The following is a 21,914-nucleotide window of genomic DNA, read 5'->3' as shown; positions in this document are numbered from 1 at the left end:
TCTAGCTATTGTAACAAAAAAGTCACCCGAAGGCAACTTTTATTCTGTATTTGCTTATTTGCTTTATAAACAATTAAAAGTCTATTCTGGACTAAATGCAGCTGCTTCTTGCATTTGATAGTATTTGCCTTTTCTCGTCATGAGTTCCTCATGATTGCCATATTCGACAATATCTCCATCGACCAAGACAAGAATCAAATCAGCATCCTGAATGGTCGATAAACGGTGGGCAATGATGAAGCTTGTCCGCCCCTTCATAAGTTTGGCAAAGGCATCCTGAACCAAGACCTCGGTCCGAGTATCGATGGAGGATGTCGCTTCATCTAAGATAAGAATCTTAGGAATGGCTAGAAAGACACGGGCTATGGTTAAGAGCTGAGCCTGACCAACAGATAAGGATTCACCTGCATTTTCAAGCTTGGTATCATAACCCTGTGGCAACTGCTGGATAAAGAAGTCCGCATTTGCTGCCTTGGCTGCAGCAATAACCTGCTCTCGGCTAGCATGAGGATTTCCAAAGACAATATTATCATGAATGGTTCCCTGCTTGAGCCAAGCTTCTTGAAGTACCATCCCAAACTGCTGTCGAAGCGATGCTCTAGTATAGTCATAAATGGAATGAGAGTCTAGCAAAATATCTCCTGAGTTAATGGGATAAAAACGCATGAGGAGATTGATGAGGGTAGACTTACCAGCACCCGTTGGTCCAACGATGGCAACCTTACAACCAGCTGGAATATCAATAGACAGATCCTTAATTAGTATTTTTTCAGGATTGTAACCAAAAGAAACATGTTTAAAGGAAATAGCTCCCTTGACTTGGTCGTTGTTCAATTCTTCCAGACCAGTTTCTGTAACCTCTGGACTTTCTAGAACAGCATAAACACGTTCTGCACAAGCTAAGGCGCTTTGCAACTCGGCTAAGACAGATGAAATATCGTTAAAAGGCTTAGTGTACTGCTGCACATAGTTCAAAAAGGTTACCAAACGTCCAACTGTTAAAGTGGAACCCGCCATGATGCGCAAGGCTCCAACACCAGCTAGTAGGGCATAAATGAGAGCATTGACAAAACGGGTAGAAGGATTGACTGTCGAAGAATAAAAGATAGCTGACTGAGAATAACCTGCGTAGTTATCATTTGCCTCATGAAGTCTCTCGATAAACTCTTCCTGGGCATTAAACGACTGGATAATGTTCTGCTGGGTGAGCGATTCTTCAATCAACTGGGTTTGAATACCCCTAGTCTCAGTCTGTTTTTGAAAGAGATGGTAGGATCTCTTAGCGATAAAGCGTGAAATGACCATAGACAGAGGTGTTAAGAGCAGAACCAAGAGAGTCATCAAAAGATGAATTTGAAGCATAGCAAGGATGCTGACCAAGATCATCAATACTCCGATGAAAAATTGGTTGAAAATCATGTTCAAACCCGCTGCCAACTGCTCTATATCTGTCGTTACACGGCTGACCATTTCCCCACTACCTTGTCTATCTACAAGGGCAATCGGAAGACGATGGAGCTTTTCAATGACTTTTTCGCGCAAATCCCTGGTATAGGAGAAAATCAGTCGATTATAGAGGAGAGGATTGGCCCATTGTACCAGCGTATTTCCTATGACCACCAAAATCATCTGGAGGAAAATCTGCCAAAATATCTTAGAAGAGCCCGTCACCAGGACTTGGTCAATTACTTGTCCAATCAAGATTGGCAGATAGATTGATAAGGCTACTTGAGTGATGGTTCCCAAGAAAGCTAGGAAAAGAAGGACGGGATGACTTGCTAAATCTTTTGCCAATTGTTTGAGGGTTTGACTTGCATGTTTGCCTTTCATTCTAGTCCTCCTTTCCATGTTGGGATGCATTGATTTCACGATAGACTTGACTAGTCTTCATCAATTCCTCATGATTTCCAAGCGCTAATTGTTGACCTTTCTCCAAGAGAAGAATTTGATCAGCAATCTTCAAGGTTGAAGTTCGTTGGGAAATCAAGATCAAGCTGGTGTTTGGCAAGTTTTCTTGGATCGCTTTGAGAAGATTGGACTCAGTAATGGTATCAAGAGCCGAAGTCGCATCATCCAAGATGAGGAATGGTGCTCGACGCAAGACTGCTCTGGCAATAGATAAACGTTGTTTTTGCCCACCTGAGAAATTACGGCCACCCGCTTGGACCTCTGCGTCTAGCTGACCTTCCTTATCGCTGACAAAGTCCTTGGCCTGAGCAATTTCCAAGGCCTGCCAGAGTTCTCGGTCCGAAACAGGCTCTTCCATACCCAAGGTCAAGTTAGAACGGATGGTTCCCTTAAAGAGTTCAACTTTTTGAGGGACATAGGCCATCCAAGAACGCCATTCAGAAAGATTGCGAGGACTACGTCCATCTCGATAAAGGGAAATGCTTCCCTTATCTGCCGGATAGAGCCCAAGTAAAACTTGTACCAAGGTTGACTTACCAGAACCAGTTCCCCCAATGATTCCAAGTATTTGCCCTTCTTTCATTCCAAAAGAAATATCTCTCAGAGAAGGTTGGGCAGCATCTGGGTAGGTAAAGCTCAAGTGACTGACTTGTAAAACTCGATGTCCAGATACTTTTCCTACATGAATCTCAGAATGAATATCTTCAGGTTTTTCTGCGAAGACTTCCTCAATCCGCTTGGCAGATATATAAGACTGGTTGAGTGAATTGATCAGCATGGCTAGTTTTATCAACTCTACCAAGATTTGCAGGAGATAGTTGATTAAGGCAATCAAGGCACCCTGACTGAGCCATCCGCCCTGGATAGAAAGATAACCATTCCAGATAATCACCAGCAAAGTTCCGTTGACAATCAAATAGGTCAAGGGGGTCAAGAGACTAGACCAGTAGCCTGTTTTCATTTGGATTGCCGTATAAACTTGGTTTAATACTTGGAAATTCTCGATTTCTCGTTTTTCTTGACCAAAAGCACGAATCACGCGCATACCTTGTATCTGTTGGCGTGTTTCCTGAACCAGCTGATCTGTTTTCTTTCTCAAAATGCTATAAAGAGGATTGACCAAGCGTGATAACACGACAATGACAAAGGTCAAAATGGCAACCATGACCAAGAACCAGAAGGTCAATACAGGTGAAAGACGATAAGCCATAAAAATGGCACCAAAAACAATAATAGGCGCCCTTAAAAATAAGCGCAAGAATTGATTGATTCCCGTTTGAATCTGATAGGTATCTGAAGTCAAACGCGTCACTAAACTCGAAGTCGTCAAACGGTCTCTACTATCCTTGGGCAAGGAGAGAATATGACGATAGAGGTCATTGGTCAACTCCTTGGTGAATCCGACTGCTGCCTTGGCTGAGTAAAACTGGGCAACTAGGGCAACTAGGACGCCAATAACTGCAAACACAAAGAGGAGTCCCATTTGCATCCAGAGGTGAGCTTGATCTTTTTGAGGGATAGATTGGTCAACAACACCTGCTATCACCATGGGAACTAAGAGTTCAAAAACAGCTTCTAGCAGCTTAAACAAGGGTGCTAGGAAAGACTCCTTGAGGTAGGGTTTAAAGTAAGAAAGTAATTGTTTCATATGTCCCTTCTATTTTCAAAATGAAGAAGGTGGAAAAACCACCATCTTTTTTACTTATTCAAATATGGAAGTAGGTAGCCATAACCAGCCTCTTCCATTTCATCCTTAGCAATGAATCGTAGAGAGGCAGAATTGATGCAATAACGTAAGCCACCTAGTTCCTGAGGTCCGTCTGTAAAGACATGTCCCAAATGAGCATTTCCTGAACGTGAACGAACTTCGATACGCTCCATACCATGACTTAAGTCTTGGTAGTAATGGATGAGTTCCTTGGAAATAGGACGGCTAAAACTTGGCCAACCGCAGCCTGAGGCAAACTTATCCTTGGCAAAGAAGAGGGGCTCTCCTGTCGTAATATCGACATAAATTCCTTCCTCAAAGGTTTGGTCGTAGGCATTGCTAAAGGGAGCTTCCGTCGCTGCCTCTTGCGTGACTCGATAGGACTCTTCAGACAGTTGTTCTCGTAATACTTCCTGACTAGGTTTTTCGTAGTTAGCTGCGTCTATCAGTGGTTTCTCTGCATCTCTCACATCGATATGGCAATAACCACCAGGATTTTTCTTGAGGTAGTCTTGGTGATAGTCCTCAGCCAAGATATAGTGGCGAAGCTTCTCCACTTCTACCGCTATCTTGCGACCGAGCATGCGCTCCTGCTCTTGGACAAGAGCATAGATAGTTGGCAAATCCTCTTCATCTAGGTAATAAATTCCTGTGCGGTATTGACGACCACGGTCATTTCCTTGTTGGTTGACAGATAAAGGATCAATGACTCGGAAATAATAGAGCAAAATCTCACGGAGCGACACTGTCTTTTCATCATAGATAACTTGAACAGTCTCTGCATGATCTGTTTCTTTGATTAATTGATAATTGGTGGTTTCAACTTGACCATTAGCGTAACCAACACTGGTTTGCTGCACTCCAGAAATACGGGAAAAGTATTCCTCTAAGCCCCAAAAGCAACCACCTGCTAAATATATTTCTGCCATCTCATACCTCCTTGACCATCTATCGGTCAGCAAAAGTGGGAAACATTTCATATCCCATCTTTCATTTTCAAAAAAAGGATAGGAAGCCCTCTAATAGAGAGTTTCCCCATCCTATCGCTATCTTTATTTTGCTTCGACGCGCACGCCTTGTGTGTCTACTTGCAAATCATGAAGCTTGCCTTTGAACGGTTGTTTTTCAAGCTCTGCCTTAATCTTAGGCATCTTATCAGGCTCAGCAAGAACCATGACCGTAGGCCCAGCACCAGAAAGGTAGGTCGCATAAGCACCGTTTCTCTTGGCAACTTTTTTAATTGTCGCAAATTCTCGCACCAAATCTTGGCGGTAACGCTCGTGGAAAAGATCACTCTCAATAGCTTGACCCGCTTTGACCATGTCACCGGTCAACAAAGCTGCGATTGCTACGTTAGCGATAGAACTTGCTGCAACAGCTTCCTTGTATGATAATTTCTTAGGCAAGACACCACGACTATCGCGAGTTCGCAATTCATAGTTTGGAATATAAGCTAGGAAAGCACACTCTGGGAAAGGCGCCACAACAGCTGAAACCTGACCTTCGACTGAGCTTGCAATGACCAGATTACCATAGATAGCAGGTGCAACATTATCAGGATGGCCTTCAATCTTAGTCGCCAATTGCAATTTGTCGTGATCGCTTAATTTAAGATTTCCTAATTGATTTGCCAGTTCAATCCCAGCAACGATGACAGAGCTCGATGAACCTAGCCCACGTGCAAGAGGAATATCGCTGACCATCTTCAGACGTCTTGGTTGTAAGTCTGGAACAATTTGTAGAGCAATCTTCAGCAAGAGATTACGTTCGTCACGTGGAATCCATTTGCCTAGTTGATGCTCAATCATCCATTCTTCACGTTCCTCACAAACCTGAATTTCTAGATACTTAGTTACAGCTACGCCAACCGAGTCAAAACCAGGACCCACATTGGCACTTGTAGCAGGTACAATAATCTTCATCTTAGTCTCCTAAAACCTTGAAGGTGTTGAGAAGTTCAAACTCGGCTACACCCTTCAAAGCTGCTGTAATATTTTCAAGCTGTGCCTTGTTGATTTTATGGGTAATGATGACAATACGAGCTTTGCCTTCTTGCTTACCATCTTGAAGGATTTGCTTGAAGGAGATATCTTCCGCATTAAAGAGTTCAGCCAATTTCAAGATCTGACCTTTTGAATCTGGAGCCAAGATTGAGAAATAGTAGTTGGCTTTGACATCTTCTGGCTGAGCCAAAACAAGGTCACGATGGTATTCGTTAAAGGCTTTGCCAATGGTGCCGTCATTCAAACGACGAACGATACGGGCAATATCAGCTACAACGCTTGTTGCAGTTGGTTTTTGACCTGCACCTGGTCCATAGTACATAGACTCGCCGATACCGATAGATTCCACAAAGACCGCATTCATAACACCGTTAACACTTGCGAGTGGATGAGCTTTAGGAAGGAAGGTTGGAGTAACCTCAGCAGCGATTCCAGAAGCTGTTTCTTCGATAGAACCTACCAACTTAACCACATACCCAAGATCTTGGGCAACTGCCACATCCTCTGGAGTGATATTGCGGATTCCTTGATGGGCCACATCTTCAAATTTGACATTCATCCCAAATGCAAACTGGCTAAGGATGACCATCTTGTAGGCTGCATCAATCCCATCAACGTCATTTGTAGGATCACTTTCAGCAAAGCCAAGTCGTTGGGCCTCAGCGAGGGCATCTGCATAAGACCAACCTTCTTCTACCATTTTGGTCATCATGAAGTTAGATGTTCCATTGACGACACCAAGAACACGAGTGATTTTGTCTGATGCTAGTGAGTTAACCAAGGTACGAAGGATTGGAATTCCTCCCGCAACAGCTGCTTCATAGTAAAGAGCAACATTATGAGCTTTAGCAATCTCAAGCAATTCTGCACCATGAACAGCCAAAAGGTCCTTGTTGGCTGTCACGACATGTTTCCCTGCTTCTAATGCACGAGTGATAAATGTTTTAGCAGGCTCGATACGTCCCATCAACTCAACAACGATAGTGATGTCTTTGTCTGACAAGATTTCATCGATATTTGTTACAAAATTAAAATCATTTCCTGCCTCAAGCAAGCGTGCTTTCTCTTCATCGTCTTTGACCAAAACCTTGGCTACTTCAATTTCTGAATGTGCTGCTTGAACAATTTTTTCTCCATTTTCCTTTAGTAAGAATGGTACACCACTGGCTACTGTACCAAATCCAAGTAAAGCAATCTTAACTGACATATTTGTCTCCTCGAAATTTTCTAATAGTCCTATTATACCAAAATTGTGAGAAAATTCCTACCATTCTGAACTAAAAATAGGAGGGTCAAATCATAAAAAAGCCTGCCCTGATACAACCTAGGACAGACTCTATTTTCAATCTATTCCACAAAAGCCAATTCCTTGCCAGTAGACAGGTCTTCTCGATAGTGGAAACCTGCAAAGCTGAGCTTTTTGATTTCTTCTACCGAAGTCACCTGATTTTCCATCAAGGCTGTTAAGAAAGCACCCCTAGCTTTCTTTGAAATGGTTGAGTGGACTTTAAGTTTTCCATCTCTGTCTTCCATAAACTTGAAAGTCACCATTTGCTCGCGAACCTCTTTAGGGAAGACAGTTTCAAATTCCGAAGACAAGAGTGAAAAGATTAGTTCTTCACCCTTCACCGACTCTTCATAAGCTGACTGCCAGTGACTTTTCAGGCTTTTCCCAGCGATTTTAAGCTTCATCAAAAAGTCCAGTCTGTGAGGTGCAATCGGTGCAAAGGCTGGAATCACACCGTAAAGAGCTGACGTTATCATGAGATGTTTCTCCAGATAGGCTTGTTCCGCCATGGTTAGGTTTTCTCGTTTGATGTTGCGATACATAAGTCCATCAAAGAGGTGCAAGGCAGGATAAGAGTTTGCAGTTCCATTTTTTAAAGCTTGGATGCGTTCATACTCTTCTTGTGCTTTTTCAGCAGAAATTTTATAAAAATTTTCCAGTTCTTGAGCAGAATATATAGTTAGTTCGTCTAGTACAGCCTGACTTTCAGGACACAAGGGTTTTGCCTCTAAACTAGGGATTTCAGTGTTCATTTCTTTTGCAGTTGGGATTAAAATTTTCATAGTGTTAGTGTAGCATATTTTTCTAGGAGCACCAAGGATTTGAGCCTAAATAATACGACCTTCCAAATGATCCAGTTCATGCTGACAAATCTGAGCCGGAAAACCTGTCAGGGTAATGGTCTTCTCTTGCCAATGAACATCTCTGTAACTTACTGTAATTTTTTCGTACCTGATTGTCGGTCTTACTCCTGTCAAAGACAAGCAACCTTCCTCGGTCTCGTAAGGCCCTTCAAAAGACTTGAGAACGGGATTAAACATAACCATGGGAATCATGCCAAAGTTAAAGATAATGACTCGCTTTTGCACCCCAATCATATTGGCTGCTAGTCCAACACAGGCCTCTCGATTAACCTGCAGAGTATCTTGTAAATCCTTTGCTAGGGGTAAATCTTCCTGGCTTGCAGGCTGGGATACCTGCGACAAAAACAAGATATCTTTTACAATTTTCTTTTCCAAGACTCTTTCCTCCATACGATATCATTCTACTTGATTATAGCACAAAATTATTTCAGTTTATCTTTATATATAAACAAAAAGCCATCCGAAGATGACTTTTCATAGTGCTTAAATAGCGTTTTTATCTTTTCCAAGCGCTCGTTGAACTGCTTTGACAATTTCAACAAGGACTACAATCATAAGCGCTCCTACAGCGACCACCATCCATTGAGTCAAACTCAAATGTGACACGTGGAAGAGATTATTAAATCCAGGAACCAAAATTGTCACCACAAAGAGGACGAAGGCAACTGGGATAGACCAGTTAAAGGTCTTGTTGGTAAAGAGTCCCACTTTAAAGATTGATTGGTAAACCGACTTAACGTTAAAGGCATGGAGCAATTGGATCAAACCGAGAGTTGCAAAAGCCATGGTAAGGGCATCCGCATGGATTTCAGTATGACTTTGGTGCTCTGGGAAGAGAAGAGCCCAACCATAAACACCTAAAACTAGCATCGTTTGGAAGATCCCTTGATAAATGATTGCTCCGAAGACACCACCATCAAAGAAGTTAGACTTACGCCCACGAGGTTTGTGAGTCATGACGCCTGGCTCAGCTGGTTCCACACCAAGGGCGATGGCTGGTAGCGTATCTGTTACCAGGTTAATCCATAGCAAATGCACCGGTTGAAGCACATCCCAACCTAACAATGTTGCAAAGAAGATGGTGAAAACTTCAGCCATATTGGCAGACAAGAGGTACTGGATGGATTTTTGGATATTTGAGAAGACCTTACGTCCTTCTTCTACAGCTACGATAATGGTTGCGAAGTTGTCATCAGCAAGGACCATATCAGAAGCTCCCTTAGAAACTTCTGTACCAGTAATCCCCATACCGATACCGATGTCAGCTGTCTTAAGTGAAGGCGCATCGTTGACCCCATCACCCGTCATGGCAACAACCTTACCTTCATTTTGCCAAGCTTTAACGATACGAACCTTGTGCTCAGGCGATACACGCGCATAAACAGAGTATTGCTTGAAGACTTTTTGGAATTCTTCATCCGTGAGTTCATTCAACTCAGCACCCGTGAAGACATGGTCTTCTGTATCATTTGGATCAATGATTCCAAGACGTTTGGCAATAGCTTCCGCTGTATCTTGGTGGTCACCCGTGATCATGATTGGACGGATACCCGCTTCCTTAGCGACACGAACAGCTTCTGCAGCTTCTGGACGCTCAGGGTCGATCATGCCGACCAAACCAGAGAAGATGAGGTCAGATTCAACAGTTTCAGATTCCAAGGTTGGAATTTCGTTACTTGTCTTGTAAGCCATCATCAAGACACGGAGAGCTTGTTTAGCCAAGTCTTTGTTGATTGCAAGGATAGCATTTTTATCTTCTTCTGTGATTAGGCGAACTTCCCCATTGACTTCAATACGAGTCACGCGCTTGAGCAATTGGTCAGGGGCACCCTTGACAGCGATAAAGTATGAACCGTCCGCTTCCTTATGGATAGTTGACATAAGCTTACGGTCTGAGTCAAATGGCAATTCTGCCACACGTGGTTCATCCTTCAGAATTTCGCGAACATCAAAATTGTGGTCCAAACCAAACTGTACAAGGGCTGTCTCAGTTGGATCTCCAATCAATTTGCCAGATGGGTCTACTTTAGTGTCATTGGCAAAGTTCATGATGCGAAGCGTATTGTTGTTCGCAGTAATTTCAGATGCAGAGCTTTGCAATTGACCGTTTGTATAGACTTTTTCAACCGTCATTTGGTTCATGGTCAAGGTACCTGTTTTATCAGATGCGATGATTTCTGTTGAACCAAGTGTTTCAACGGCTGGCAATTTACGAACGATTGAATTACGTTTAGCCAGAGTTGTAGTTCCCAAAGATAGAACGATAGTTACAATGGCAGGAAGTCCTTCTGGAATCGCCGCAACCGCAAGGGCTACCGCAACCATCAAGCCTTCTAATGGATGCTCTCCACGAACGAAGACACCAACTAAGAAAGTAATGACCGCAATCACAACGATTAAGTAAGTCAAGGCTTTAGATAATTGTTCCAAGCTTTGCTTCAATGGTGTTTCAGTCTCATCGGCATTTGCCAACATATCTGCAATCTTACCAACTTCTGTATACATACCAGTGTTGGTCACGACCCCAATACCACGACCGTAAGTTACGTTTGAGTTTTGGTAACCCATGTTAACACGATCCCCGATACCAGCACCTGCTTCAACAAGTCCTGTCACATCTTTTTCAACTGGTACAGACTCCCCTGTAAGAGCTGCTTCTTCGATTTTAAGAGAAGCTGCTTCAAACAAACGCATATCTGCAGGCACGACATCTCCCGCTTCAAGCAAGACGATGTCCCCAGGTACCAATTCTTTTGAGTCAATCTCAATAACATGGCCATCACGACGAACACGAGCCATCGGGCTAGACATATTTTTCAGAGCTTCAATGGCTGCTTCTGCTTGCCCTTCTTGGTAAACCCCAAAGGCAGCATTCAAGACTACAACAGCCAAGATGATAATGGCATCCGTTAGACCGTCCATCCCTTCTGTAATTACAGAAAGTGCGGCTGCCGCTAGCAAGATGATAATCATCAGATCCTTAAATTGATCAAGGAATTTAGCTAGTAGGCTACGTTTTTCGCCCTCTTCTAACTCATTTCGACCATAAGTCGCTAAGCGTTCTTGAGCTTGAGCAGTTGACAAACCTTCGACAGATGAGTCCAGATTCTTTAGGACTTCCTCAGAAGATTGCGTGTAAAACAAATCTTTATTTTGTTCTTTTGACAAAACAGTCTCCTCCTTTTTGGCCTCTTTTTACAAAAAAAGAGACCTGTTTTTTAAAAAAACAAGTCTCGCTGTTTAATATAGTGCCGGAAATAATTCGTAATGACGACACTATCGCGGTTTCCCGCCAGCTACTCCCTTGAGTAGTTCTATTATATCAGAATTTCAAAAGTTTTCAAGGGTTGAGGTGGGGTTACTCATCACTCTCATCATAGGTACGGTCGCTGATAATATATCTTGGACGTTGTTTCGTTTCTAGATAGATTTTTCCGATATATTCCCCAATTACACCAAGACTAATGAGTTGAACCCCGCCAAGTAAGCTTACAATGGCGTAGGTACTAGCCCATCCAGCTACTACATTACCAGCAAATTTGCTCCACAAAACCCAGATGATCAACAAAAAACTAAAAAGTGAAGTCATAACTCCCAAGCTAGTAATCAAGCGAATAGGTTTAATAGATAGGCTAGTAATACCGTCCATTGCTAGACCAAGCATTTTAGAAAGTGGATAGTGACTTTCTCCAGCAATTCGTTCATGACGTTTATAAGTCACGTAGGAATACTTAAATCCTACAAGAGGCATAATGCCTCGAAGAAATAAGTTTACTTCTTTAAATTTAGCAAGTTCATGAATAAAACGTTTGGAGACTAAACGATAGTCAGCATGATTAAAAACGACATCTGCTCCAAATAAATGCATCACCTTATAGAATCCCTCTGCTGTAATACGTTTAAAAGCCGAATCTGTCTCTCGGTTGTCTCGAACGCCATAGACAATCTCTGAACCTGACTTATATTCAGCAACCATTTGATCCATGCAGTTGATATCATCTTGACCATCTGCGTCAATGGTAATCACGATATCCGCAAATTCTGCAGCTTCATACATCCCAGCAAGAACACTACTTTGATGACCGCGATTTCGACTCTGCGAAATACCTACTACATATGGATTCGATGTGGCATATTCTTGGATAAGTTCCCAGGTTTTATCCTTACTGCCATCATTGACATACATGACCTTACTTAATGGATGGACTTCTTGGTTTTTCACAAGCTCCTCAATTTTTCCAACAAACATCGGATTGGTATGAGGCAACACTTGCTCTTCGTTATAACATGGAATCACGATAAATAAAATCGGATTATTTCTACTCATTTTTGACTCCTAACCTTTTAATCCCAAAGGGAAAGTTTGTCCCTCTAAATACTCTGACAATCAATTCACACCCTACCAAAGTCAATATTGTCACAACACTTGTTGTAACGTAGCCATTCACAAAAATACCAGTGTATCTAGTAGATAATTGTAAAACTAATTTTTCTACCAATACTAAAACAATCGGGGCATGGACACCATAGTAAATCAAGGTTCTTTGACCGATTGATTTCAAGAGAGTCATTTCAGGAATTGACTTAAAGAATATGAGGGTGGACCATATACCTGAAATTGCAGCAATGTAAAACAAGAGATGGTTTCCAATCTGTTGATAGTAAAGATCAACAATCTGTTTCCCACTCCAATGATAGTTCAACCTACCAACAAATATAGTTAGCAATAAGGCAAGTGGCAAATAATAAATTGCAAAAAACTTTTCCATCTGCGCTAAATATTTTCTCACTCCGACACCTAAGAGTGTAAAGATAATGGCTACAGGGACCAGGTCAATATTCCAGATAAGATAAAAATTCCAAGCATAGATTTTTTGTCCCAAAACGACTAACAATAAGAGTGATACACTAATCAAAAGCCATTGGATAGTGGTCCATTTTTTTCTGAGAATAAAGTAACTAAAAACATGTGCCAAAAACATGACATTCAAAAACCATAACTGAAAATAAACATGCAAGCGGTCTGACAACAATAACTGTTTAGTAAAATGAATAAGATTAAAACTAAACACTTGTTCAGGATACATGACAAAAAGTTGAAAGAGAAAAACAAAAATATTCAGGCAAAAAAAGGGAACGACCAAACTTTTTACCTTGCTAAGAAAATATTCCTTAAATGTTTTGTATTTAGTGACATTTAAAGTAAAACCTGACAAGAAGAAAAATAAGGGGATATGAAAAACATAAAGAAGTATTTTGGCACGAAGAGGTACAAAACTACTGTGCCCTATAATAACAAGTATGATTGCTAGACCCTTAGCCATATCTAGGTAGCCTATTCGCTTTTTCATCCTATCTATCTTCTCCTGTTCTTAGTCGATAAAGATTCATATCAGAAGTGACTTCCTCAACTTCTTCAAAATAAACATCTTTCTGGTAATGTTCTTTCATAATTTTTTTTACTCTATCCATATTTCCTGAGGAACGTGACCAAAAGAATAGGATGTTCTCCTTATCTAAAGCTGATGAAAGAAGGTTACTAGGGTCCTCCACATTGTAGTTTTCCATTAATTGATAGTAATGAGGAGAAAAAGTCTGCCAATTACCTAAGGTCGTAGTGTTTCCTATCAACTGATTAGGCTTCGTTCTAATCGTAGCTAAGCTCGGTTGGGAATTGACAAGTGTGCCATAGCCACCAAAAACAAGCAATTTATCAGAATGTTTTTCCACTACATCATGGTACTCTGATACCATTGACGATTGGATGATTGGGAACCAATAAAGTTCTTGCCCTATACTATTCACCCAGACCATACTTGCCAGCATTCCTACAAGTTGTAAACTATAAAAAACTCCTCTTTTTTCTAACAGTTTTCTCTTGGTATAAAATAAGGGCGCATAGTAGATGAAAAAGATTAAAAAGCTAATGATAATTGGGATATAGACACGTTCTACTACTCTCTGCCTAACAAATAGTGCACCGATGAGTGCAAATGGAACAAGCGGGAGTAACCAGCCATAGACTTTCTTAGGCTTGAAGAACAAAAACCAGCCAACCATTACAAGAAGAAAGGTTGTCAAAATAATGTTTTGGAAATAATCTTTCACCATCTGAAATACATTAAAGGAGTACTTTTCAGAGAAAGAACGTACGGATTGAATTTTTGTTAACAACTCATTGTTCAAAGCTTCTTTTTCAGCAAACAACCAGTAGGTTGAAGCAGATAAGTCGTTTTCACTGACCCCCAATTCCTGAAATTCCTTGGCATGCTTCTCATAATCAATTGCAGGGAAATCTCTCAAATTGGTACTCAAAGTATTCCAAGTTAGGTATTCTTGAACATCTGGTTTCGTTAATGTGTAAACTTTATTAGAAGCAAAGATAAGTAAAATAAGAGCAGATAATACGAAGAACTCTTTTTTCTTTTTCTCTTTGATTACTTCAAAAACTAGAAACGGCAGTAAAAGTAGCAATAAACTGGCAATGATTTGCGGTCTAATCGACAATCCAATCAGAGACAACAGAGCTCCTACGATGTATTTTCTATCGAATAATAAAAGTATCCCTGCTGTAGACAATAAATAAGCGATTACTGAAAACGAGAAATACTTCATCAAAATCATTTGAAGTATAACAAGTAGGGGAATAACAAAAAAAAGTTTCTTCCTGAAAAAAGAATCCAAGTATACACTAAAGCTCAAGCAAAAACTGAGGGCTAGGAAAATAAAATAAACATTCCAAGTTGTAAACAATTGCTGGAGGAATACTAAAGCAGATGACAACATAATCCCAATGTAGGGAAGCAACATATTATCACCAGATAGTATGGTTTGATTGACCATGATATCATCTACGACTGGATATTCAAAGCCTTTCATCAATCTATATCCATAAAAAATAAAAAATGGTATCACGATCAGACCAATTCGAATCATTCTATCTGTGATTTGTTTATGGGTCATGGAAAACTCTCTCTAAAAATATGATTACTTTATATTCTATCATATTTCAATCAAAAAATCTGTTGAATCAATGCAAAACTCCCCATCCCCTCCATTTGAAATTTCCTTGGAAAACCAGTATAATGAAAGAATACTAAAATGCTAGAAGGGGAGTTAGATGAATCAATCGGTTTCAAACTTAAAATTGGCTGAGCGTGGTGCCATTATCAGCATTTTGACCTATCTATTCTTGTCTGCAGCTAAGCTAGCAACCGGACACTTGCTCCATTCATCCAGTTTGGTGGCAGATGGTTTTAACAACGTTTCAGATATCGTTGGAAATGTAGCCCTTCTCATCGGGATTCGTTTGGCTCGCCAACCAGCAGATAGAGATCATCGCTTCGGTCACTGGAAAATAGAGGATTTGGCAAGTCTCATCACTTCCATCATCATGTTTTACGTTGGTTTTGATGTTCTACGGGACACCATTCAAAAGATACTCAGCCGAGAGCAAACGATCATTGACCCACTTGGGGCGACTCTGGGAGTCATCTCTGCCATCATCATGTTCGCCGTTTATCTCTACAATACCCATCTGAGCAAGCAAGCTAAGTCCAAAGCTCTCAAGACAGCAGCCAAGGACAATTTGTCAGATGCTGTGACTTCTCTTGGAACTTCTATTGCTATCCTGGCTAGTAGCTTTAACTATCCAATCGTGGATAAGTTGGTCGCGATTATCATTACCTTCTTTATCCTCAAGACTGCCTATGATATCTTTATCGAATCATCCTTCAGTCTTTCAGACGGCTTTGATGAGCACTTGCTGGAAGATTACCAAAAAGCTATCATGGAAATTCCTAAAATTAGCAAGGTTAAATCACAACGTGGTCGTACCTACGGAAGCAATATTTATCTAGACATTACACTTGAGATGAACCCAGACCTCTCTGTTTTCGAGAGCCACGAAATTGCGGACCAGGTTGAATCTATGCTATCAGAACGATTTGGTGTCTTTGATACTGACATTCATATCGAACCAGCCCCAATCCCTGAGGATGAAATCCTAGATAATGTCTATAAAAAATTGCTCATGAGAGAGCAACTGATTGACCAAGGAAATCAACTGGAAGAGTTACTTGCAGAAGATTTTATTTATATCCGCCAAGACGGACAAGAACTAGACAAGGGAGCCTACAAGGCTGAAAAAGAATTGACCTCTGCCATTAAAGAGCTTCATTTAACCTCTATCAGCCAGAAAACAAAACTCATCCGCTACCAAGTCGGTGATACCATTCATACCAGCATCTGGCGCCGCCACGAAACTTGGCAAAATATTTTCCATCAGGAAACAAAAATAGAAAAAGACTAAAAATGAGGCCGGGATAATTCCCGACCTCATTTTTCATGTTTACTTTGCAACGCTCTTAGCAAGAACGAAGTTTCCTAGTGTAGCTGAACCATTGCCAGCAACAGCTGGAGTCACGATATAGTCACGTACATCTGGAACTGGTAGGTATCCGTTGAGCAAGGATGTGAATTTCTCACGTACACGGTCAAGCATATGTTGTTGAGCCATAACCCCACCACCAAAGACGATGACATCTGGACGGAAAGTTACAGTCGCATTCACTGCAGCTTGAGCAATGTAGTAGGCTTGAACATCCCAGACAGAGTTGTTGAGTTCAATGTTTTCCCCACGAACACCTGTACGAGCTTCCAAACTTGGACCAGCTGCATAACCTTCCAAACATCCATTATGGAAAGGACAAACACCTTTAAATTCTTTTTCAATATCCATTGGGTGTCTAGCCACATAATAATGACCCATCTCAGGGTGACCAACACCGCCAATAAACTCGCCACGTTGGATAACACCTGCACCGATACCTGTACCGATTGTGTAGTAAACCAAGTTTTCGATACGGCCACCAGCATTGTTACGGGCAACCATTTCGCCGTAAGCAGAACTGTTTACGTCTGTTGTGAAATACATAGGCACGTTTAGAGCGCGACGAAGAGCACCGAGCAAGTCTACATTTGCCCAGTTAGGTTTTGGAGTTGTTGTGATAAACCCGTAAGTTTTTGAGTTTTTATCGATATCGATTGGACCAAATGAACCAATCGCAAGTCCTACAAGATTATCAAATTTTGAAAAGAACTCGATGGTTTTATCGATTGTCTCGATAGGAGTTGTTGTTGGAAATTGTACTTTTTCTACAACGTTAAAGTTTTCATCACCGACAGCACAGACAAATTTTGTACCGCCCGCTTCCAAGCTTCCGTATAGTTTTGTCATGATAAACCTCTTGTAATTGTTTTTTCTATTATAGCATATTTCCAGAAGGAAAGTTGCTCTATATTTTAGATTTTCCTCTGTAAATTTTACCATTCAAGCAAAAACGAACAAACATGACATTTGTTCGTTTCTTTAATCTATTAAATCGAAAGTAGTGTACTCAATGAAAATCAAAGAACAAACTAGGAATCGAGCTACAGGCAGTACTTAAGTACGGCAAAGCGAGTATGACGCAGTTTGAATTTGATTTTCGAAGAGTATTAAGCTTTAACTTCGATGATTGCATCTCCCTTAGCAACTGATCCAGAAGCAACTGGATTTACTGAAGCAAAGTCTGCAGTGTTTGTCACGATAACCATTGTTGTATTATCAAGGCCTGCAGCAGCAATCTTAGCTGAATCAAATGTTCCAAGAACATCTCCAGCTTTAACCTTGTCACCTTGAGCAACTTTTTGGTCAAATCCTTCACCGTTCATTGAAACAGTGTCGATACCCACGTGGATCAAGATTTCAGCCCCGTTTGCAGTTTTCAAACCATAAGCATGTCCTGTTGGGAAGACGATTGTCACTTCAGCATCAGCTGGTGCATAAACAACATCTTGACTAGGTTTTACAGCGATACCTTGTCCCATAGCTCCACTTGAGAAGACTGGGTCGTTCACATCAGCAAGAGCTACAACGTCACCAACGATTGGAGTTTGGATGACACCTTCGCTAGGAGCAACAACAGTACCAGTTACCGCTTCGTCAGCCAAACGTTCAGTTGTAGTTTCTGAAGCTACTTCTGCTTCATCTTCATAACCAAACATGTAAGTAAGAGCGAAACCAAGAGCAAACGATACAGCTACCATAAGAAGGTATTGTGGGAGTTGTCCGTTACCAATGTAAAGCATTGTACCTGGGATGATAGTGATACCATTACCTGTACCAGCAAGACCAAGGATAGATGCCAATCCACCACCGATTGCACCAGCGATCAATGAAAGGAAGAATGGTTTACGGAAACGCAAGTTAACCCCGAAGATAGCAGGCTCAGTAATACCTAGGAAGGCAGAAAGAGCAGCTGGGAAAGCAAGTGTTTTAAGTTTAGGATTTTTAGTTTTCACACCAACAGCTACTGTTGCAGCACCTTGAGCAGTCATGGCAGCTGTGATGATAGCGTTGAATGGGTTAACATGGTCAGCAGCAAGCAATTGAACTTCAAGCAAGTTGAAGATGTGGTGAACACCTGATACAACGATAACTTGGTGAACTCCACCAATCAAGAAACCACCAAGACCAAATGGCAAGTTAAGGATAGCTTTTGTTCCAAGAAGGATATAGTTTTCAACAACGTGGAAGACTGGTCCGATAACAAACAAACCAAGAATTGACATTACGAGAAGTGTTACGAATGGTGTTACCAAGAGATCAAGTACATCTGGAACCACTTTACGAACAGCTTTTTCAAATTTAGCTCCGACAACCCCGATGATGAAGGCTGGAAGAACTGAACCTTGCAAACCAACAACTGGGATAAATCCGAAGAAATTCATAGCAGTTACTTCACCGCCAGAAGCAACAGCCCAGGCATTTGGAAGTGAACCAGATACGAGCATCATACCAAGAACGATACCAACGGCTGGGTTACCACCGAATACACGGAAGGTTGACCAAACAACCAAACCTGGCAAGATGATAAAGGCTGTGTCAGTCAAAATTTGAGTGTAAGTTGTCACATCTTCTGGAAGTGTCATTCCAAGAGCATTCAAGAGACCACGAACACCCATGAAGAGACCAGTTGCTACGATAACTGGGATGATTGGTACGAAGACGTCACCGAAAGTACGGATGGCACGTTGGAACCAATTTCCTTGTTTAGCAGCTTCTGCCTTCATCTCATCCTTAGATGATGTTGGCAAACCAAGAGCTACGACTTCATCGTACATCTTGTTAACTGTACCAGTACCAAAGATGATTTGGTATTGACCTGAGTTAAAGAAAGCACCTTGAACTTTTTCCAAGCTCTCGATAGCATCTTTGTTGATCTTCGCTTCATCTTTCACCATTACACGAAGGCGAGTTGCACAGTGAGCTACACTGTTAACATTCTCACGTCCGCCCAAGGCTTCGATGACTTTTTTTGCAATTTCTGTATTGGTCATTTGCAAAAATCTCCTTATAAAAATTTTTCTTGTTTGAAAGCGATTTTATCCGCCCTACGAATATTATTCTATCACGTTTTAAAAATATGTCAAGCGTTTTGCAGAAAAAATTTTGCTAATTTTTATTTTTGATTGTTTTTGCTATTTTAAAACTTATAATAGCTGTAAAACACTTATTTTTGGGAGATTTTTGCTCATTTGTTTTCAAAAACTTTCATAATTTCATTATTTTTCATAAAATTCCACCTCAGTATTCTGTCAATCGTTTGACATTTTTTTCTTAATTTTATAATAAAAGACTTGCTTTTTTATAAGGAAACGTTTACTATAAAGATAGTAGAATTTATGGAGGGAATATAAATGGAATGGACTACTGAACGTCGTTACAGACGTTATGAAGATTGGACACAAGAAGAAAGAAAAGAAATCCAAGAAAAGATGGCACAATCCCCATGGCATGTCAGCTATCACATTGAACCAAAGGAAGGACTTCTCAACGATCCAAACGGTTTTTCTTATTTTGATGGTAAGTGGATTGTCTTTTACCAAAACTTCCCCTTTGGAGCAGCCCACGGCTTGAAATCTTGGGTTCAACTTGAGAGTGATGATTTGGTGCACTTTACTGAAACAGGCGTTAAAATCTTACCTGATACTCCACTTGACAGCCACGGTGCTTACTCTGGATCTGCTATGCAGTTTGGTGACCAACTATTCCTATTTTATACCGGAAATGTTCGTGACGAAAATTGGATACGTCACCCTTATCAAATCGGTGCTTTGATGAATAAAGATGGAAAAATCGAAAAGATTGATAAAATCTTGATTGATCAACCAGCTGATGCTACTGACCACTTCCGTGATCCACAGATTTTCAACTTTAAAGGACAATACTACGCAATCGTTGGTGGACAAGACTTGGAGAAAAAAGGATTTGTCCGTCTCTACAAAGCTGTCGATAACGATTATACAAACTGGCAAGAAGTTGGTGATTTGGACTTCAACAATGACCGTACTGCCTATATGATGGAGTGCCCAAATCTTGTCTTTGTTGGGGAACAGCCAGTTCTTCTCTACTGTCCACAAGGTTTGGATAAAAAGGTTCTTGACTATGACAATATCTATCCAAATATGTATAAAATTGGTGCTTCCTTCGATCCTGAAAATGCACGTATGGTAGATGTGTCTGAACTACACAATCTAGACTATGGTTTCGAAGCATATGCCACTCAGGCCTTCAATGCTCCTGATGGACGTGCCTTAGCAGTAAGTTGGCTTGGTTTGCCAGATGTGTCTTATCCATCTGACCGTTTTGACCATCAAGGAACTTTTTCATTGGTCAAAGAACTTACAATCAAGGATGGCAAACTCTATCAGTACCCTGTTGCAGCCATCAAGGACCTCCGTGCTTCAAAAGAGGAATTTTCAAATCGTTCTGAAACTAAGAATAGCTACGAACTTGAGCTTAACCTAGAAGCCGATATCCAAAGTGAAATCGTTCTTCTTGCTGATAAGGATGGCAAGGGACTCTCTATTAATTTTGACCTTGTCAATGGTCAAGTTACTGTTGACCGCAGTCAAGCCGGAGAACAATATGCTCAAGAGTTTGGAACTACTCGCTCTTGCTCAATTACTAATCAAGCAACTACTGTCAATATCTTCATCGACAACTCAGTCTTTGAAATTTTCATCAATAAAGGAGAAAAAGTATTTTCTGGTCGTGTATTCCCGCATGCAGATCAAAATGGAATTCTCATTAAATCTGGAAACCCAACTGGAACATACTACGAATTAGAATATGGTCGCAAAACTAACTGATGTCGCAAAATTAGCTGGCGTCAGCCCTACTACTGTTTCACGTGTTATCAATAAAAAAGGTTATCTGTCTGAAAAAACCATTCAAAAGGTTAAGGATGCCATGCGTGAATTGGGTTACAAGCCTAACAACCTTGCTCGTAGCCTCCAAGGGAAATCAGCTAAATTAATTGGGTTGATTTTCCCAAAAATCAGCCATGTGTTCTATGCTGAATTGATTGACAAATTGGAACACGAACTCTTCAAAAAAGGCTACAAGACGATCATCTGTAACAGTGAGCACGATTCGGAAAAAGAACGTGAATATCTTGAAATGCTAGAAGCCAACCAAGTGGACGGCATTATCTCTGGTAGCCATAACTTAGGGATTGAAGACTACAATCGCGTAACGGCTCCAATTATTTCTTTTGACCGTAACCTATCACCAGACATTCCTGTCGTTTCCTCTGATAACTATGCTGGTGGTGTTCTTGCAGCTCAAACCTTAGCCAAAACTGGAGCTAAGTCTGTCATTATGATTACAGGTAATGACAACTCCAATTCACCAACTGGACTTCGCCATGCAGGATTTGCTTCTATCTTCCCAAAAGCTCCCATTATCAATATTTCCAGTGACTTTTCACCCCTCCGCAAGGAAATGGAAATCAAAAATATCCTAACCAAACAAAAACCAGATGCTATTTTCGCGTCGGATGATTTGACAGCCATCTTGGTGATGAAGATCGCTCAGGAACTTGGTATTTCTGTTCCAGAACAACTTAAGGTTATTGGATACGACGGAACTTATTTTATCGAGAATTTCTATCCTCACCTTACTACCATTAAACAACCTTTAGAAGAAATTGCTCGCCTAACAGTTGATTTGCTCTTACAAAAAATTGAAGGCAAAGAGGTTGCTACTACTGGTTATTTCTTGCCAGTCAGCCTCTTACCAGGTAAAAGTATTTAAG

The 21,914-nt window shown here is 40.9% G+C and carries 16 protein-coding genes; 3 read left to right on the top strand and 13 right to left on the bottom strand.

What is annotated here, in order from left to right; all coding sequences use genetic code 11:
• Positions 1-81: 81 nt before the first annotated feature.
• From QM874_RS06310 to QM874_RS06260, 11 genes are all read right to left on the bottom strand, one after another.
• Positions 82-1,830, bottom strand: coding sequence for an ABC transporter ATP-binding protein (locus QM874_RS06310; protein ID WP_414316662.1), 1,749 nt, complete (start codon positions 1,828-1,830; stop codon positions 82-84).
• A gap of 1 nt (position 1,831) precedes the next feature.
• A complete protein-coding gene (locus QM874_RS06305; protein ID WP_414316661.1) occupies positions 1,832-3,556 on the bottom strand; it encodes an ABC transporter ATP-binding protein in 1,725 nt (574 codons plus the stop codon).
• Between the two features lie 50 nt (positions 3,557-3,606).
• Positions 3,607-4,545 (bottom strand): peptide-methionine (R)-S-oxide reductase MsrB, encoded by a 939-nt coding sequence (msrB, locus tag QM874_RS06300; RefSeq protein WP_414316660.1) that lies wholly within the window; start codon positions 4,543-4,545, stop codon positions 3,607-3,609.
• A 123-nt stretch (positions 4,546-4,668) separates the two neighbouring features.
• Positions 4,669-5,538 (bottom strand): homoserine kinase, encoded by an 870-nt coding sequence (gene thrB / locus QM874_RS06295; RefSeq protein WP_414316659.1) that lies wholly within the window; start codon positions 5,536-5,538, stop codon positions 4,669-4,671.
• A 1-nt stretch (position 5,539) separates the two neighbouring features.
• Entirely contained in the window at positions 5,540-6,826 is a 1,287-nt protein-coding gene (locus tag QM874_RS06290; protein ID WP_414316658.1) for a homoserine dehydrogenase, read from the bottom strand.
• A 140-nt stretch (positions 6,827-6,966) separates the two neighbouring features.
• The gene (gene yaaA, locus QM874_RS06285) at positions 6,967-7,689 is read right to left on the bottom strand and encodes a peroxide stress protein YaaA (protein WP_414316657.1); all 723 of its coding nucleotides are present in this window, start codon (positions 7,687-7,689) and stop codon (positions 6,967-6,969) included.
• Positions 7,690-7,734: 45 nt separating this feature from the next.
• Complete coding sequence (locus QM874_RS06280; protein WP_414316656.1) at positions 7,735-8,145, bottom strand: peptide deformylase; 411 nt, start codon at positions 8,143-8,145, stop codon at positions 7,735-7,737.
• Between the two features lie 108 nt (positions 8,146-8,253).
• A complete protein-coding gene (locus QM874_RS06275) occupies positions 8,254-10,938 on the bottom strand; it encodes a cation-translocating P-type ATPase (RefSeq protein WP_414316655.1) in 2,685 nt (894 codons plus the stop codon).
• A 190-nt stretch (positions 10,939-11,128) separates the two neighbouring features.
• The gene (locus QM874_RS06270; protein ID WP_414316654.1) at positions 11,129-12,097 is read right to left on the bottom strand and encodes a glycosyltransferase family 2 protein; all 969 of its coding nucleotides are present in this window, start codon (positions 12,095-12,097) and stop codon (positions 11,129-11,131) included.
• Positions 12,090-13,121 (bottom strand): acyltransferase family protein, encoded by a 1,032-nt coding sequence (locus tag QM874_RS06265; RefSeq protein WP_414316653.1) that lies wholly within the window; start codon positions 13,119-13,121, stop codon positions 12,090-12,092. Before QM874_RS06265 ends, QM874_RS06270 begins: the two co-directional genes overlap by 8 nt.
• A 1-nt stretch (position 13,122) precedes the next feature.
• A complete protein-coding gene (locus QM874_RS06260; RefSeq protein ID WP_414316652.1) occupies positions 13,123-14,733 on the bottom strand; it encodes a hypothetical protein in 1,611 nt (536 codons plus the stop codon).
• A 157-nt stretch (positions 14,734-14,890) separates the two neighbouring features.
• Here QM874_RS06260 and QM874_RS06255 point away from each other — a divergent pair, with 157 nt between their 5' ends.
• Entirely contained in the window at positions 14,891-16,081 is a 1,191-nt protein-coding gene (locus QM874_RS06255; protein ID WP_414316651.1) for a cation diffusion facilitator family transporter, read from the top strand.
• Positions 16,082-16,120: 39 nt separating this feature from the next.
• Here the strand turns inward: QM874_RS06255 and scrK are convergent, their stop codons facing one another.
• Together scrK and QM874_RS06245 are read right to left on the bottom strand one after the other, a co-directional pair.
• Positions 16,121-17,008, bottom strand: coding sequence for a fructokinase ScrK (scrK, locus tag QM874_RS06250; RefSeq protein ID WP_414316650.1), 888 nt, complete (start codon positions 17,006-17,008; stop codon positions 16,121-16,123).
• 260 nt (positions 17,009-17,268) lie between these two features.
• Positions 17,269-19,152, bottom strand: coding sequence for a sucrose-specific PTS transporter subunit IIBC (locus QM874_RS06245; RefSeq protein ID WP_414316649.1), 1,884 nt, complete (start codon positions 19,150-19,152; stop codon positions 17,269-17,271).
• Positions 19,153-19,512: 360 nt separating this feature from the next.
• Here QM874_RS06245 and QM874_RS06240 point away from each other — a divergent pair, with 360 nt between their 5' ends.
• Both QM874_RS06240 and QM874_RS06235 read left to right on the top strand, forming a co-directional pair.
• Entirely contained in the window at positions 19,513-20,967 is a 1,455-nt protein-coding gene (locus tag QM874_RS06240) for a sucrose-6-phosphate hydrolase (RefSeq protein WP_414316648.1), read from the top strand.
• Entirely contained in the window at positions 20,948-21,913 is a 966-nt protein-coding gene (locus tag QM874_RS06235; RefSeq protein ID WP_414316647.1) for a LacI family DNA-binding transcriptional regulator, read from the top strand. The genes QM874_RS06240 and QM874_RS06235 overlap by 20 nt, the downstream gene beginning before the upstream one ends.
• The last annotated feature ends 1 nt before the right edge of the window (position 21,914 follow it).

The organism is Streptococcus infantis (genome assembly GCF_047463615.1).
Taxonomy (GTDB): domain Bacteria; phylum Bacillota; class Bacilli; order Lactobacillales; family Streptococcaceae; genus Streptococcus; species Streptococcus infantis_X.
The sequence above is the reverse complement of the archived record's forward strand: the minus strand, read 5'-3'. Positions and strand labels throughout refer to the sequence as shown.